Source organism: Marmoricola sp. URHA0025 HA25 (assembly GCF_054059435.1).
This window is the reverse complement of sequence record NZ_JBSSCD010000001.1, coordinates 811,701-826,650: the sequence shown is the minus strand read 5'-3', so window position 1 is coordinate 826,650 and position 14,950 is coordinate 811,701. Positions and strand designations below refer to the sequence as shown.

Genomic DNA, 14,950 nt, shown 5'->3' with positions numbered 1-14,950 from the left:
GGACCACCCGCATCGTCAGGTGCAGAGACCCGCTGCGTGGGCCGCGGCCTTCTGCTGCTCCTCGGTCTGCGTGGACGTCGAGGACGGCGACTGGGTGGCCGAGGCAGACCCGCTGGGTGACCCACTGGACGTGCCTGTCGGCGTGGACGTCGGACTGCTCCCTGCGGTGGCGGCGCTCGCGCTGCCCGGCGTCACCGCGTCGGTGTCGAACTCGGCGGTCAAGGGCCTGTCACGACGGACCAGCTTCCACAGCTGGCTCGCCTCGGGCTTCCACTCGACGCGCGCGTTCGGGTCCTCGGGCCACGGTTGCCACGGCACCGTGACGAACTTGATGTTGTCCAGGCCGATCCCCTTCAGCGAGCTGCCGAGCGAGGCCAGCTGCTTGAGGTTCGCGAAGCCCGGGTCCGTCGTCAGCGAGTTGGTCGCGGCGTTGAGGAACTTCAGCAGCCGGACGGGGTTGGCCAGGGTGCCGGCGGACACGACCTTCTTGATCATCGCGGAGATGAAGGTCTGCTGCCGCTTCATCCGGCCGATGTCGCCGGTCGGCGCACCGAGGTCGTGACGCACCCGGACGTAGTCGAGGGCCTGCTGGCCGTTGACCTTGTAGGTGCCGGCCGGCAGCTGGATGTGCCCCACAGTGTCGTTGACCGTCGTCGGCACGCACACGGTGACGCCGTTGATCGCGTTCACCATGCTGCGGAAGCCGACGAAGTCGACGACCACGAAGTGGTTGATCCGGATGCCGGTCAGGCTCTCGACGGTCTTGACGGTGCAGGCCGGGCCGCCGATCGAGTACGCCGCGTTGAATTGCGTGATGCCGCCCGGGTCGACGCCGTTGCCGTTCTTCCGCGGACATGCCGGTCGCTGGACCATCGCGTCACGGGGCAGGCTCACGCCGTACGCGTACTCCCGGTTCGCCGACAGGTGCAGCAGGATCGTGGTGTCCGACAGGCCGGGCGTGTCGCCCCCGATGCCCTTGCCGTTGGCGCCCTCACGGGTGTCGGACCCCATGACGAGGACGTTGATCGGGCCCTTGACCTCTTCGGTCGGCCGCGGCCCCTGGAGGAAGTCCTCGGTCCCGATGTTGCCCTCGAAGTGCTTGTAGGCGACGACCGCGGCGCCGGAGAGCACCATGACCAGGACGCCGACGCCGATGCCCACCCGCTTCAGCACGCGCCGCGTCCGAGGCGTACGACCCCGGTGCCGCGGTGTTGCGTCGGACAAGTTCGACCCCACTGATCTCGACGGGTCCCGGTGCCCGCTCCCTCTCCCGTGACCCCCCATTGTGGAGGTAGGCCGCGATAGTCCCAAATCCACATGCCAAGATGTACGCCGTCCGGCCCGCCGGACCCGCCCCAGTAGCTCAGTGGATAGAGCAGCCGCCTCCTAAGCGAAAGGTCGCCAGTTCGACTCTGGCCTGGGGCACCCTTGCGCAGAGCAGAGCAGCACAGCGCTCGATGGCGAAAGGTCTTCGACTCTGGCCTGGGGCACCCTTGAGTGCGCAGAGCAGAGCAGCACAGCGCTCGATGGCCAAGGGGCGCGGCACCGGGGTCTCCGCGCCCCGGCCCGTCTCTGTGGTTCATCGCACAAGCGGCCCGGGTTGCCGTCGCTCCGAGGGCCGGTGTTTACTGATTAGGTAAGCCTTACCTGCCAACGCGACGGAGAGATCGTGCTCGCCAACTACCTGATCGGCCTGCGTGAGGGGCTCGAGGCCTCGCTGGTCGTGGTGATCCTGATCGCCTACCTGGTCAAGAGTGACCGCCGGCAGCTCCTCCCCCGGATCTGGACCGGCATCGCCGTGGCGGTCGCGGTCTCACTCGCCTTCGGCGCGCTGCTGACCTGGGGTCCGCGGCGACTGACCTTCGAGGCGCAGGAGGCCATCGGCGGAAGCCTGTCGATCGTCGCGGTCGCCTTCGTCACCTGGATGGTGTTCTGGATGGCGCGGCACGCCCGCGGCCTCTCCGGCGAGCTGCGCGGGAAGATCGACGTCGCCGCCGAGGCCGGCCGGGCCAGCCTGGCGGTCGTCGCAGCGCTCGCCGTCGGGCGCGAGGGCCTCGAGACCGCGCTCTTCCTCTGGGCCGCCACCCAGGCGGCGACCGACAACCAGGGCTCGACCACCACACCCCTGCTCGGCGCGCTCCTGGGCATCCTGACCGCGGTCGCCATGGGCTACGCCTTCTACAAGGGTGTGCTGAAGATCAACCTCTCGAAGTTCTTCACCTGGACCGGGGCGATCCTGATCGTCGTCGCGGCCGGAGTGCTCGCCTACGGCTTCCACGACCTCCAGGAGGCCGGCATCCTGCCCGGCATGCGCCACAAGGCGTTCGACATCAGCTCCACGCTCGACCCGAACTCGTGGATCGGCACGCTGCTGAAGGGCATCTTCAACTTCCAGCCGGACCCGACCTGGCTGCAGGTCATCGCGTGGGTCGCCTACCTCGTGCCGACACTGCTGATCTTCCTGCGCCGCGTGCGCACGCCCGCCACTCCCGCGCCCGCGGCTTCGCCGACACCGGTCGCACCTCGCTGAACGAACCGCCGGCCCACCACGGGCCCGCCCTGAAAGGTCAACCGTGAAGATCCGCCCGACCGTGGCAGCCTGCGCCCTGACGGCCGTGCCGCTGAGCACCTTGCTGGGTGCGTGCAGCCTCACCGAGTCCAACAAGTCCGACCCGAAGGGCGACGGTGCGATCACCGTGACGTCCTCCAGCAAGGCCTGCGAGCTCTCCGCGACCAAGGCGGGCTCGGGCACGCTGCGGTTCAAGGTGAAGAACACGGGCAGCAAGGTCACGGAGTTCTACCTGTACGCCGAGGACGGGGTCCGGATCGTCGGCGAGGTCGAGAACGTCGGGCCGGGCCTCACCCGCGACCTCGTGGTCACCGCCGCACCCGGGAAGTACGTCACCGCCTGCAAGCCGGGCATGGAGGGCGACGGCATCCGCGGCGACTTCACCGTCACCGACTCCGGCAAGGCGACCACGGCGTCGGAGGCCGAGCAGGCCAACGTCGACCGCGCCACCGACGGCTACGCCGACTATGTCAAGCACGAGGCCGAGGAGCTCCTCGAGCAGACGACCCAGTTCGTCCTCGCCTACAAGGCGGGCGACGACGACAAGGCGCGCGGCCTCTACGCCACCGCGCGGATGCACTGGGAGCGGATCGAGCCGGTCGCCGAGTCGTTCGGTGACCTCGACCCGAAGATGGACCTGCGTGAGGCCGATCTCGAGCAGGGACAGGAGTGGACCGGCTGGCACCGGATCGAGAAGGACCTGTGGCCACCGGCGAAGGGCTACACCGCCCTCACGAAGGCCGAGCGCGCGAAGTTCGTCGACGACCTGGTCGAGAACACGAAGACCCTGCACGAGCGAGTGCAGACCACGACGTACGACGTCACCCAGCTGGGCAACGGCTCCAAGGAGCTGCTCGACGAGGTCGCCACCGGCAAGATCACGGGCGAGGAGGAGGCCTGGTCGCACACCGACCTGTACGACTTCCAGGCCAACGTCGAAGGGGCGAAGGCGGCGTTCGAGCTGCTCGAGCCGATCCTGGAGTCGAAGGACGCGGAGCTCGAGGAGCAGATCGACGAGCGGTTCGACTCCCTCCAGACGCTGCTCGACAAGTACAAGGCCGGTGACGGATTCGTCTCCTACGACACCGTGACCGAGCCGCAGCGCAAGGAGCTCTCCGACGCGGTCAACGCGCTCTCCGAGCCGCTGTCGAAGATGACCGGGGCCCTCACCCAGTGACACCGACGGAGGCGGCCGGAGCGCCTGCGCAGGCTGCCCCGGGCCACTTCTCGCGACGCCGTCTGCTCGGCGCCGCGGGCGCCGGGGCGCTGGCCGGTGCGGCCGCCGTCGGAGCCGTCGAGGTCGCCATCGCCCAGGGCGACGAGCCCGAGGTCCCCTCCGCCGGCCTCGGCTACCCCTTCCACGGCGAGCACCAGGCGGGCATCGTCACGCCGGCCCAGGACCGGCTGCACTTTGCGTCGTTCGACGTGACCACCGACTCCCGGGAGGAGCTCGTCGCCCTCCTCGAGGCATGGACCGGTGCCGCCGCGGCGATGACCGCAGGCAAGCCGGTCGGCACCGGCGAGGTCACCGGCTACGACTCGCCGCCGGCGGACACGGGCGAGGCGCTCGGGCTGCCGCCGGCCGGCCTCACGCTGACCTTCGGCTTCGGGCCGAGCCTGTTCGAGAAGGAGGGCCGGGACCGGTTCGGGCTCGGCGCCCGGCGTCCGAAGGCGCTGCGCCGGCTCCCGCACTTCGCCGGCGACAACCTCGACCCGAGGCGCACCGACGGTGACCTGTGTGTGCAGGCGTGCGCGAACGACCCCCAGGTGGCGGTGCACGCGATCCGCAACCTCGCCCGGATCGGCTTCGGCACCGTGGCGATGCGCTGGGCCCAGCTCGGGTTCGGCCGGACGTCGTCGACGTCCCGCGCACAGGAGACGCCACGCAACCTGATGGGCTTCAAGGACGGCACCGCGAACCTCAAGTCGGAGGACACCGCCGACGTCGAGAAGTTCGTGTGGGTCGGCCCCGACGACGATCCGGGTGCACAGTGGCTCAGCGGCGGCTCCTACCTGGTGGCGCGGCGGATCAACATCCACGTCGAGCCGTGGGACCGCACCTCGCTGAAGGAGCAGGAGGCGCTGATCGGCCGCGAGCGGGCCCACGGCGCGCCGCTCTCGGGCGGCACCGAGTTCACCGAGCCCGACCTCGACGTCGCGGGCACCGGCGGTCCGCTGATCCCGCTCGACTCCCACGTCCGGCTGGCACATCCCTCGCAGAACAACGGCACCCGGCTGCTGCGCCGCGGCTACAACTTCACCGACGGCAGCGACAGCCTCGGCCGGCTCGACGCCGGGCTGTTCTTCGTCGCGTTCGTCCGCGACCCGGATCGGCACTATGTCCCGATGCAGCTCCAGCTCTCCGCGAAGGACGGGTTGATGGAGTACCTCCAGCACACCGGCTCGGGGCTGTGGGCGGTCCCGCCCGGCGTACGCGAGGGCGAGTACGTCGGCCAGGCCCTGTTCGCCTGATCTCACCACCCTCCGTCGAGGCGGCGCGGATGAAAGTCGAAAACACGTCGAGGCGTCCTGGATGAAACCCGCAAACGCATCGAGGCGGCGCAGATGAAAGACAGGGTTTTCATCTGCGCCGCCTCGGCGGGTCTGGGGCTTTCATCTGCGCCGCCTCGGCGGGTCTGAGGCTTTCATGTGCGCCGCCTCGGCGGGTCGGTCAGGCGGCCCTGTTCAGCCGACCGCCTCGAACCTGATGCCGGCCTTCTGCAGCCGGGCCAGCAGGTTGTCGGCCATCGCCTGCGCGGTGGTGACCTGCCCTGCCGTCGGGGGGTTGTCGTCGAAGGCCAGGCACAGCGCCGACTCGGCGAGCATCTTCGCGGTCTCGGTGTACCCCGGGTCGCCGCCGGACACCCGGGTGTGCACCTTGTGATCACCCGACTCCCCGACGAAGTCGACGCTGAACCGCGACTTCGCACGTCGTGACTCCGAGGGACCCTCGCCCTGCTTCACGCGCTTCTTCAGCGCGTTGCGGACCGGCGGAACCTGGGCCGCGAGGGCGAGAGAGGCCACGCCGACTGCTCCCCCGACGGCGTAGCGCAGCGTCTTCAACCCGGCGAAGTGGCTGTAGCCGAAGTCGGGGCCGTAGCGGGCCAGCGCCGCACCCGAGCGCGCGACCACCACCGGGTCGATCGTCGGCAGCGGCAGCAGGTAGTAGCCCAGGTCCTTGTCGCGGCCGGGCTTGCCGGCGATCGTGCGCGCCTTGCGGCCCTCGGGCCGGCCCTCCTTCCTGCGCCGCTCGCCGTAGGTCTTCTTCGCCGTGCGCTGGCGCGACATCTGCTCGAGAGCCGAGTGGAAGGTGCCGCCGGAGAACGTCGCGTTGGACCGCACCACCCCGCGCAGCCGGATCGGCTGGTCCGCCGGCAGCTGCTGCACGGTGAAGTACGCACCGAGGTCGTGCGGGATCGAGTCGAAGCCGCAGGAGTGCACGATCCGCGCGCCGGTCTCGACGGCACGTTCGTGGTGCGCCAGATACATCTGGTCGACGAACTCCGGCTCGCCGGTCAGGTCGACGTAGTCCGTGCCGGCCTCGGCGCACGCCGCGACGAGAGGCGCCCCGTAGAGGAGGTACGGACCGACCGTGGTGATCACCACGCGCGTCGACTGGGCCACCGCCTTCAGCGAGGCCGGCTCGCCCACGTCGGCGTGCAGCAGCGGCAGGTCGGCGCACTCCGGGTTGATCCGGGCGAGCCGGGACCGCACGTCCTCCAGCTTGGTCGAGCTCCGACCCGCGAGCGCCCACCGGCACCCGGCGGGCGCGTGCTCGGCGAGGTAGGCGGCGGTCAGCCCACCGGTGAAGCCGGTCGCGCCGAAGAGCACGATGTCGAAGTCACGATCTGCGGGCACGGCGTACTCCTCGGGAGGGTGGGGAACCGTTCGCAGCCTAGCCACGTCCCATCCCCATGCGTCTCCTGTCCAAAGTCGCCCTCGGCGGCAGCCTCGCGTCCGTCGCGACCGCCGGCGCGCTGGTCGCCGGCGGCGTGTTCGCCACCTCGGCCACGCTCCTCATCACCGATCCGCTCGCACCCCGGGCGAACGCCGACTCGCTGCGGCAGTTCGACAGCTGCGCCGCGCTGCGCGACTGGTACGTCGGCCATGGAGTCGACGACGTCGGCCCCTACGGGTGGAGCGGGCCCGTGATGTACGCCCTGGACGACATGCCCGGAGCTGTCTCGGGCGCCGTGCCACTCGCGGCCGGTGCCGAGAAGAGCCCGACCGACGGGCGCGCGAGCAGCAGCACGGGCACCAACACCCAGGAGGCCGACGTCGACGAGCCTGACGTCGCCAAGACCGACGGCCGGCGGGTGGTGCGCCTGGTCGATCAGCGGACCCTGGTCATCAGCGACGTGACCGGCGCCGAGCCACGCGAGCTCGGCCGGATGCCGCTCCCCATCGACGTCTACGGCGGCGAGCTGCTGCTCGCCGGCGACCACGTGCTCGTCTCCCAGGCGGGTATGCGGTGGGGCGGGCCGATGCCGGGCGGCGTGGTCGATGGTGACGTCAAGACTCCCTACGGCCCGGTGGCGACCGGCACCCGGATCATCGACGTCGACATCAGCGACGCTGCCCACGCGCGGATCGTGCACGACGACACCTACTCCGGCTCCCTGGTCTCGATGCGGCTGTACGGCGACACCGTCCGCCTGGTCACCTCGACGGATCGGCCGGAGCTCCGCTGGGCGACGCCCCAGCTCGCGACACCGGGTGTCGAGCCGCGTGGGCTGCCCAAGCTGCCCAAGCTGTCCGAGGGGGACGCGACCCGCCGCAACCAGGACCTGGTCCGCGCCACCACCATCGACGACTGGCTGCCGTCGGTCATCGACAACCGCTCCCCCGGGTCACGCGCCCGGCTGCTGGACTGCAAGGACGTCTACCACCCGACGGAGTGGTCGGGCGGGCAGACGACCGCGGTCACGACCTACGACGTGGGCGCCCCCGGTCAGCGGAAGTCGGTCGGCGTGACGGCCGACGGGCAGGTCGTGTACTCGTCGTCGGACCGGCTCTACGTCACCTCGACGCGGCTGGACCCGAGGGTGTGGCGGGGGATGGACGCGCCGATGACCGGCCCTATGCCCGCGCCCGACGCTGCGGAGCCGATGCCCGTCCGCCCGCAGGAGGCGACCACCCAGCTGCACGCCTTCGCGCTCGACGGGGACCAGACCCGTTACGTCGCGTCGGGCCACGTGACCGGCACCGTCCGGGACCGCTGGTCGCTGGACGAGCACGACGGCCGGCTCCGGGTCGCCTGGACGCGCGACCAGTCGGGGACGATCACCGACAGCAACGGCGAGACCCGGCAGCACACCCGCAACGGCGTGACGATCCTGTCCGAGAAGGACGGGGCCCTCGTGCCCACCGGAGAGGTCGACGACCTCGGCATCGACGAGAACATCCAGTCCGTGCGCTGGTTCGACGACTTCGCGGTGCTGGTGACGTTCCGGCAGATGGACCCGCTGTACACGATCGACCTGTCCGACCAGGACCACCCGAGGGAGATCGGCGAGCTCAAGCTCCCGGGCTACTCCGGATACCTGCACCCGATCGGCGACGGCCTCCTGCTCGCGCTCGGCGTGGCGGCCACCGACCAGGGCCGGAGCCTGGGGTCGCAGTCCGCCGTCTTCGACGTCGGCGACCTGGCCGACCCGAAGCAGCTCTCGAGGCAGGCCTTCGGCGAGTCCTCACTCAGCGCGCTCGACGACCCGCGGGCATTCACGTGGCTGCCGGATCGGCGTACCGGGCTGACGACCGTGCAGAGCTGGACGAGCGGGGGCGGCCGGGTGGTCGCACTCCACGTGGCGGACGACGGCACGCTGACCACGCGCGACGTGGCCACCGGTGTCGGCTGGAACGCGCGGACGCTGCCCCTCCAGGACGGTCGGGTCGCGCTGGTCGACGACCACCTCCGCGTCCTCGATGTCGGCTGACCCCGGCTCGCGGGCGATCGTGGTCGGTGAGCATCCGTCGTAGGCTCGGACCATGTGCCGCAACATCAGGACCCTCCACAACTTCGAGCCGCCGGCCTCGCGCGACGAGGTGCAGGCCGCGGCGCTGCAGTACGTCCGCAAGGTCAGCGGGACGACGAAGCCCTCACAGGCGAACCGCGAGGCCTTCGACCTCGCCGTCGCCGAGGTCGCCGCGGTGACCGAGAAGCTGCTCGACCACCTCACCAGCACCGCGCCGCCGAAGAACCGCGAGATCGAGGCGGCCAAGGCGCGCGCCCGCGCCGAGCAGCGCTACGCGAGCGCCTGAGCGGTCTTCGTCGTCGACGACCGACCTGGCCTCAGCGCTCGAGCGCGGTCACGAAGATGTGGTCGGCGGCCTCGCCGACGATCTCGGCCGACTCACCGCCGCTGCCGAGCATCACGCCACCCTGGTCGGTGGCCACGACCGCGACCGACTCACCCGGCTGGGCACCGATCCTGCGCAGCACGCCCATGAGGTCCTCGTCCTTCTGCATCTCCTCGGAGATCCGTCTGACCCGCACGCTCTTGGACTCCGGCCCGGCGACCTCGCTGAGCGGCGCGACCCCGGACATGAACGCCTCGCCGTCGCGAGCCTGACCCAGCTCGGTGAGGCCGGGGATCGGGTTGCCGTACGGCGACTCCGTCGGATGGCCCAGCAGGTCGAGGAGCCGCCGCTCGACGCTCTCGCTGATCACGTGCTCCCACCGGCAGGCCTCGGCGTGGACGAGCTCCCAGTCCAGGCCGATCACGTCCACCAGCAGGCGCTCCGCGAGGCGGTGCTTGCGCATGACCCGGGTGGCCAGGTGCATGCCCTGCTCGGTCAGCTCGAGGTGCCGGTCACCCTCGACCGTGAGCAGACCGTCGCGCTCCATCCGGGCCACCGTCTGGCTGACCGTCGGCCCGCTCTGGTGCAGCCGCTCCGCGATGCGGGCGCGCAGCGGGACGATGCCCTCCTCGACGAGCTCGTAGATCGTCCGGAGGTACATCTCGGTGGTGTCGATGAGGTCACTCACCGCACCATTGTGTCAGGGGCACGTGCGCGGCCGACCCGGCGCTGGTCGGGGCCGGCAGCGTGCGCGATCCGCAGCGTCAGCGGTCGAAGAGCAGACGCTCCGCCGAGCTTCGCTGCATCGGGATCCGCTGTCCGGCCCCCGACTGGGTCAGCATGTCGGCGATGTCGCGCACCGAGACGCTGCCGGACACCGAGGGACCGGTGACACCTGCGCGCTCGAGCGCGAGCTCGGCGGGCACGAGGCCGCCCAGGATCAGCCGGTAGTGGGTGTCGGTGGGCGTGAAGTCGATGTCCGCGACGACCGCGGTGCGGTACTCGCCGTCGGTGCGCAGGAGCACCCGCTCGCCGTACTCGAGGCCGCGGGCCAGATCGACGTCGCCGTGCGCGAGCACGACCGAGCGACTCCGTCGGGTGAACTCCGAGAGTTCGATGTCGATGAGCTCCACTGTGCCCGCCTCCCTGTTCTCCACCCCTCCGGTGGTGCCGTCATGGACAACGAGGTGGATACCTGTAGGTTACGTCCGGTTTGGGGGTGTCTGCCCGGCCCGGTCTATACCGTTTGCCCGATTCGGTAGGCGAATTGCGCATTCCGGACCCCCGGGTCGTGCGGGCGGGCCAAAATCCTTGCGTGAGCACCCTGTCCGTCTTCCTCGTCGACGACCACGACATCGTGCGCAAGGGCGTCCGGGCACTCCTGGAGTCCGAGGGGGACATCGAGATCGTCGGCGAGGCCGCAACCGTCTCCGACGCACGCCGTCTGGTGCCACCGCTCGCGCCCCGGGTGCTGGTCCTCGACGACGAGCTGCCCGACGGCTCGGGCCTGGAGCTCTGCCGGGACCTGCGGGTGCTCTCCCCCGAGACGAGGGTGCTCGTGCTGACCTCGGAGCAGTCCGAGGAGGCGATCGTCCAGGCGATGCAGGCGGGCGCCGTCGGCTACCTGCTCAAGCAGGTCGAGGGCGCCACGCTGCTCAGCGCGGTCCGGACCATCGCCAGCGGCCGTTCGCTGGTCGATCCGTCCCTGGCGAGGCGGATGATCGACTGGATGGAGCAAGGCGGCCAGGAGCCGCGCCCGCTCGCTGGGCTCACCGACCAGCAGCTGCGCATCCTCGCCCTCCTCGCGGAGGGCATGACCAACCGCGAGATCGGCGTCAGGCTCTACCTCGCCGAGAAGACCGTCAAGAACCACGTCACCCGGATCCTCGCCAAGCTCGGCGTCCAGCGACGCACCCAGGCGGCGCTGCTCGCCTCGCGGCTGCTGCCTCGCTGAGCCCAGGTCAGCGCAGGAACGCCTCGAGGCCGGGGAGCTCGCAGCCGATGCCCTGGCGGCGTGCCTCCGGCGGCACGTGCGGGCCGCTCGCCGCGAAGCGCAGGCGCTGCATCGCGCCGGCGATCTCGGCCGACAACGTCCGGATCGCCTCCCGGTGGTCGAGCAGCACGCTCCGGTCCGGCTGGTCGGCGGCCGCCGCGAGGGCGCGCAGGGTCGCCTCCGGCTCGAGCCCGAGCTCCAGGGCGGCGTCGACCGCGGTGACGGCACGGAGCAGCTCGGTCCGGCGGACGGTCGTCGCCGCGGCGTCGACGTCGTACGCCGCGCGGACCCACCAGCGGGCGCCGTCCGCCGCCGCCACGAGGGCCGCCTCGTCGAGCCGGAAGAGCAGCGTCTCGAGCAGATCGCGCTCGTGCCGCAGCACCTGTGCCAGCGAGTCCATGACGCTCCTCGGTCCGGGCCACCCGGTGTGCCCTCACCGTCCCCATCGGCTCGGGCGCCGCCATCTGTAGGACAACGGGCGGCGAAGGGCCGCCACGCCCGGGCGTGGCCTGATCGAGCCATCGCCCGGCGGGCCCTTGGTCCCCATGTCCCGGACCGCTCGTGCAAATGTGCTGAAATCACTATGAATCGGACAAAATGCCGCGCAGAGTGGAGGCATGAGGGAGATCAGAGGCACCAACGCGACCGACGAACTGGCCACGAGCCACGTTCCGCTCGTGCGTCACATCGTCCTGGAGACCATGGGCCGGGTCCCGAGCCACGTGAACCGCGACGACCTCATGTCGGCCGGCCTCGTGGCGCTGGTCAAGGCGAGCAGGTCGTTCGACGAGGGTCGCGGCGTCCCGTTCGCCCGGTACGCCGCAACCAGGGTCCGCGGCGCCATCGTCGACGAGCTCCGGGCGTCGGACTGGGCCTCGCGCCAGGTCCGCCGCCGGGCCCGTGAGGTGGCGGCGGCAAGGGCCGAGCTGGCCGGCACCCTCGGCCGCACAGCGTCCAGCCACGACCTCGCAGACTCGCTCGGCATGAGCGTGGCCGAGATCGACCGCAACGACGAGGACGTCCACCGCGCCCAGGTGCTCTCCGTCGAGGGCCTCCAGGAGCTGGCCCCCGACACGCTGCTGCGCTCGGACAGGCCGACACCGGAGGAGGAGGTCGAGCACCGCGAGCGGCTGACCTACCTGGTCGAGGCGGTCGCCGAGCTCCCCGAGCGGTTGCGCGTGGTCATCACCGAGTACTTCCTGGGAGAGCGGCCGATGTGCCACATCGCCGCCGAGCTGGGCGTGACCGAGTCACGCGTCTCCCAGATGCGGGCAGAGGCGCTGGTGCTCCTGCGGGACGCACTCAACCGCGAGCTGGAGCCCACTCGGGTGGTCCCCCATGCCCGTCCCGACGGTGCCGCGGCACGCCGCCGCGAGCACTACTTCGCCGCCGTGGCGAACCGCCACGCGGCACACCGCTCGGGCCAGGCACGCCATCCGCTGATCGGCAGCGGCTCGGCGGACCCGGTCCGCGCTGACAACCGGAGGCTCGCATGAAAGAGATCGAGATGATGGCCGGCGTCGACAGCGCGATGGACCGGGCGAACTGGGCCGAGCTGTTGCTGATGGTCTACGACCGGCTCGTCCTCGACGTCCAGCGTGGCCTCGAGGCGCAGCGACGCGAGAACCGCGAGGAGACGATGGGGCATCTGACCCACGCGCTCGAGATCGTCAGCGAGCTGCAGCGCAGCATGCGGGTCGAGGAGCACCGCGGTGGCTACGACCTCGCCGCGCTCTACGAGTTCCTGCACCGCCGGCTGGTGATGGCCAGCGTCGGCCTCGACACGGCTGTCACCGACGAGTGCCTGCGCCTGGTCACGGACCTCTGCATGGGCTGGCGGGAAGCGGTCGAGGAGCTGGCGATGGCCGCGGCCGAGCGTCGCAGCGCCTAGACGGGCAAGTCCTCGGACCTGGTCGCCTCGTAGCGAGGAGGTGCCGCGAACCCGGCGGCACCCTCGGCGACGGCCACGATCGTGCAGGGCTCGATCATGATCGGCGCGGATCCGATCAGCTGCGAGCCCGGCGACTCAGCGGCCGTCGTCCGGAAGGACTCCTCGAACGCGTCCCGGGCGGCGTCGTCGACGAACACGTAGCACCCCTCGAACCACTCACCCGGGCGCATCCGCCAGGTCTTGAACCGCAGCCCCTCGAGGGTGCTGAAGCGAGCGTGCGAGGTCTCGGCGACGTAGTCGGCCAGGGCGGCCTCGACGCCGTGCGGAGCGTCGGCGAGCGACCACCGCACGGTCAGTCCGGACATCGTGCTCATCGGTCGACTCCCTCCATCGGATCGGGCGATCCGAGCCAGTGCAGCAGCAGCCGGGCGCCGAAGCCCGTCGGCCCCTTGGTCCACTCGTGGTTGTCCTGCAGTGCGTCCCCGACCGACGCCAGGTCCAGGTGTGCCCACGGGAGGCCACCGGTGAAGTGCTGGAGGAACAGCGCGGCCGTGATCGCCTGCGCGCGGCCGGGAGCGTTGTCCGCGTCCGCGATCCGGGAGTCGAGCAGCGACTCGTAGACCTCGGCCAGCGGCATCCGCCACATCCTCTCGCCGGACGCGACGCTTGCCCGCTCGATGCGCTCGGCGATCCCGTCGGCGTTGGTGAAGAAGCCACCGGTGTGCAGGCCGAGGGCCACCTTCATCGCACCGGTCAGCGTGGCCACGTCGATCATCAGGTCGGGCTTGAGCTTCGTCGCGGCGTACTGGAGCGCGTCGGCGAGCACCAGGCGACCCTCGGCGTCGGTGTTGGTCACCTCGGTGGTCCGCCCGCCCCACTGACGGATCACGTCGCCGGGGCGCAGCGCGTCTCCGCCGATGGAGTTCTCCGCGATCGGCAGCAGCCCCGTGACGTGCACGGGCGAGCCGACATCTCTCAGCGCGCACATCGTCGCGGCGACCACGGCCGCTCCGGTCATGTCGCGCTTCATGTTCTTCATTGCCTCGGCGGGCTTGATCGACAGGCCGCCGGTGTCGAACGTGATCCCCTTGCCGACCAGTACGACGTGGCGCGCGCGCCGCGTCTTCGCCGGCACGTACTCGAGCTGCACCAGGCACGGCGGCGACGCCGAGGCGCGGCCGACGGCGACGATCCCGCCGAACCCTTCCTTCTCGAGCTGGTCGGCGTCCCACACCCGGGACTTCAGGCCGCTCGCCGCGCCCATCCGGACGACCTCGTCGGCGAGCCAGCCGGGGGTCTTGATGTTGGACGGCACGGTGACGAGCCGGCGCGCCTCCCAGCCGGCACGCGCGATCGCCTCGCCACGCTCGAGCGCCTCGGGCTCCAGCTGGGGACCGCACGCCAGCATGACGCTGCGCACCGGCAGGTCCGCGTCGTCCGAGCGCAGGGAGTACCGGAACGAGCCCAGCACGACGCCGGTGACGAACGCGACCACGCCCTCCTCGTCGGCGACCGCCTGCACCGCCGAGGCGACGACCTCGGCGCCGGCGGCAGCGCGCGCGAGCGCCGCTCCGGCCCGGCGGAGCGCGGTCGTCCCCGCGTCGCCCACCCCGACGACGTGGACGACGAAGCCGGGCACCGACAGGGTGGTGAGCTCGCCCGCAGCGGCACCCGGGCGCAACGGCTCGAGCAACGACAGCAGGTCGAGCCCGGTGTCCTCGGAGAGCTCCGCCGCACCGGGACCCAGCGCGAGCTCACCGTCGTCGTCCAGGAGCGCCAGCGCGACGGTGGAGGTGCCGCTCCGCGACGGCGCCTGTGCGGTCTGCCGGAACACCGGGGGCGCGAACGTCGGTGAGGCGGCGGTCGGCTTCGGCACGCAGCGACAATACGCGAAGGCCCCCGAGCACCGCTGCGGGTGCCGGGGGCCTGCGAATGATCAGGGGCTTCTTCAGCCGACCACGTTCTTGAGTGCCTCTCCGAGTGCGCCGGCCTCTTCGGCGTTCAGCTCGACCACCAGTCGACCACCCCCCTCGAGCGGGACCCGCATCACGATGCCCCGACCCTCCTTGGTGACCTCGAGCGGCCCGTCGCCGGTCCGCGGCTTCATCGCCGCCATGCGCACACCTCTTTCTTTGCGTGAATCCGAGCGCCGCCCCAAACATTTGACGCTGTCCATGACGCTGTCCCGGTCCATTAT

The 14,950-nt window shown here is 71.0% G+C and carries 16 protein-coding genes and 1 tRNA gene; 9 read left to right on the top strand and 8 right to left on the bottom strand.

All coding sequences use genetic code 11. The features are described from left to right. Window positions 1-15 precede the first annotated feature (15 nt). A complete protein-coding gene (locus ACVW00_RS03975) occupies window positions 16-1,173 on the bottom strand; it encodes an LCP family protein (protein ID WP_457109606.1) in 1,158 nt (385 codons plus the stop codon). A 179-nt stretch (window positions 1,174-1,352) separates the two neighbouring features. Here ACVW00_RS03975 and ACVW00_RS03970 point away from each other — a divergent pair. The 4 genes from ACVW00_RS03970 (at window position 1,353) to efeB (ending at window position 5,041) form a co-directional block, all read left to right on the top strand. Further along, window positions 1,353-1,425 (top strand) — tRNA-Arg (locus ACVW00_RS03970). Window positions 1,426-1,669: 244 nt separating this feature from the next. After that, complete coding sequence (efeU, locus tag ACVW00_RS03965) at window positions 1,670-2,530, top strand: iron uptake transporter permease EfeU (RefSeq protein WP_457109605.1); 861 nt, start codon at window positions 1,670-1,672, stop codon at window positions 2,528-2,530. A gap of 43 nt (window positions 2,531-2,573) precedes the next feature. Next, window positions 2,574-3,746, top strand: coding sequence for an iron uptake system protein EfeO (gene efeO / locus ACVW00_RS03960; protein WP_457109604.1), 1,173 nt, complete (start codon window positions 2,574-2,576; stop codon window positions 3,744-3,746). Continuing rightward, a complete protein-coding gene (efeB, locus tag ACVW00_RS03955; protein WP_457109603.1) occupies window positions 3,743-5,041 on the top strand; it encodes an iron uptake transporter deferrochelatase/peroxidase subunit in 1,299 nt (432 codons plus the stop codon). The genes efeO and efeB overlap by 4 nt, the downstream gene beginning before the upstream one ends. Window positions 5,042-5,254: 213 nt before the next feature. On the opposite strand, the gene ACVW00_RS03950 is transcribed toward efeB, so the two are convergent. After that, the gene (locus ACVW00_RS03950; protein ID WP_457109602.1) at window positions 5,255-6,427 is read right to left on the bottom strand and encodes a saccharopine dehydrogenase family protein; all 1,173 of its coding nucleotides are present in this window, start codon (window positions 6,425-6,427) and stop codon (window positions 5,255-5,257) included. Between the two features lie 56 nt (window positions 6,428-6,483). Here ACVW00_RS03950 and ACVW00_RS03945 point away from each other — a divergent pair, with 56 nt between their 5' ends. After that, a complete protein-coding gene (locus ACVW00_RS03945) occupies window positions 6,484-8,505 on the top strand; it encodes a beta-propeller domain-containing protein (RefSeq protein ID WP_457109601.1) in 2,022 nt (673 codons plus the stop codon). 52 nt (window positions 8,506-8,557) lie between these two features. Then, complete coding sequence (locus ACVW00_RS03940) at window positions 8,558-8,830, top strand: DUF2277 domain-containing protein (RefSeq protein WP_457109600.1); 273 nt, start codon at window positions 8,558-8,560, stop codon at window positions 8,828-8,830. Window positions 8,831-8,861: 31 nt separating this feature from the next. Here ACVW00_RS03940 and ACVW00_RS03935 read toward each other — a convergent pair whose 3' ends face one another. Then, on the bottom strand, window positions 8,862-9,557 hold the full coding sequence (locus ACVW00_RS03935; RefSeq protein WP_457109599.1) for a metal-dependent transcriptional regulator: 696 nt from the start codon (window positions 9,555-9,557) through the stop codon (window positions 8,862-8,864). Window positions 9,558-9,633: 76 nt separating this feature from the next. Continuing rightward, window positions 9,634-10,002, bottom strand: a complete 369-nt coding sequence (locus ACVW00_RS03930) for a hypothetical protein (protein WP_457109598.1) — start codon at window positions 10,000-10,002, stop codon at window positions 9,634-9,636. A gap of 182 nt (window positions 10,003-10,184) precedes the next feature. On the opposite strand from ACVW00_RS03930, the gene ACVW00_RS03925 reads away from it, so the two are divergent. Then, window positions 10,185-10,823: a response regulator gene (locus tag ACVW00_RS03925; RefSeq protein ID WP_457109597.1), complete on the top strand. Its 639-nt coding sequence runs from the start codon at window positions 10,185-10,187 to the stop codon at window positions 10,821-10,823. Between the two features lie 7 nt (window positions 10,824-10,830). Here the strand turns inward: ACVW00_RS03925 and ACVW00_RS03920 are convergent, their stop codons facing one another. Next, the gene (locus tag ACVW00_RS03920; RefSeq protein ID WP_457109596.1) at window positions 10,831-11,262 is read right to left on the bottom strand and encodes a hypothetical protein; all 432 of its coding nucleotides are present in this window, start codon (window positions 11,260-11,262) and stop codon (window positions 10,831-10,833) included. A gap of 217 nt (window positions 11,263-11,479) precedes the next feature. On the opposite strand from ACVW00_RS03920, the gene ACVW00_RS03915 reads away from it, so the two are divergent. Next, window positions 11,480-12,358: a sigma-70 family RNA polymerase sigma factor gene (locus tag ACVW00_RS03915; RefSeq protein WP_457109595.1), complete on the top strand. Its 879-nt coding sequence runs from the start codon at window positions 11,480-11,482 to the stop codon at window positions 12,356-12,358. Beyond that, the gene (locus tag ACVW00_RS03910) at window positions 12,355-12,753 is read left to right on the top strand and encodes a flagellar export chaperone FliS (RefSeq protein WP_457109594.1); all 399 of its coding nucleotides are present in this window, start codon (window positions 12,355-12,357) and stop codon (window positions 12,751-12,753) included. Before ACVW00_RS03915 ends, ACVW00_RS03910 begins: the two co-directional genes overlap by 4 nt. Here ACVW00_RS03910 and ACVW00_RS03905 read toward each other — a convergent pair. The 3 genes from ACVW00_RS03905 to ACVW00_RS03895 form a co-directional block, all read right to left on the bottom strand. Next, on the bottom strand, window positions 12,750-13,127 hold the full coding sequence (locus ACVW00_RS03905) for a hypothetical protein (RefSeq protein ID WP_457109593.1): 378 nt from the start codon (window positions 13,125-13,127) through the stop codon (window positions 12,750-12,752). The two genes, ACVW00_RS03910 and ACVW00_RS03905, sit on opposite strands and share 4 nt — an antisense overlap. Further along, a complete protein-coding gene (locus ACVW00_RS03900) occupies window positions 13,124-14,629 on the bottom strand; it encodes a leucyl aminopeptidase family protein (protein WP_457109592.1) in 1,506 nt (501 codons plus the stop codon). The genes ACVW00_RS03905 and ACVW00_RS03900 overlap by 4 nt, the downstream gene beginning before the upstream one ends. Before the next feature lie 72 nt (window positions 14,630-14,701). Continuing rightward, the gene (locus tag ACVW00_RS03895; RefSeq protein ID WP_136594384.1) at window positions 14,702-14,869 is read right to left on the bottom strand and encodes a DUF3117 domain-containing protein; all 168 of its coding nucleotides are present in this window, start codon (window positions 14,867-14,869) and stop codon (window positions 14,702-14,704) included. Window positions 14,870-14,950 lie beyond the last annotated feature (81 nt).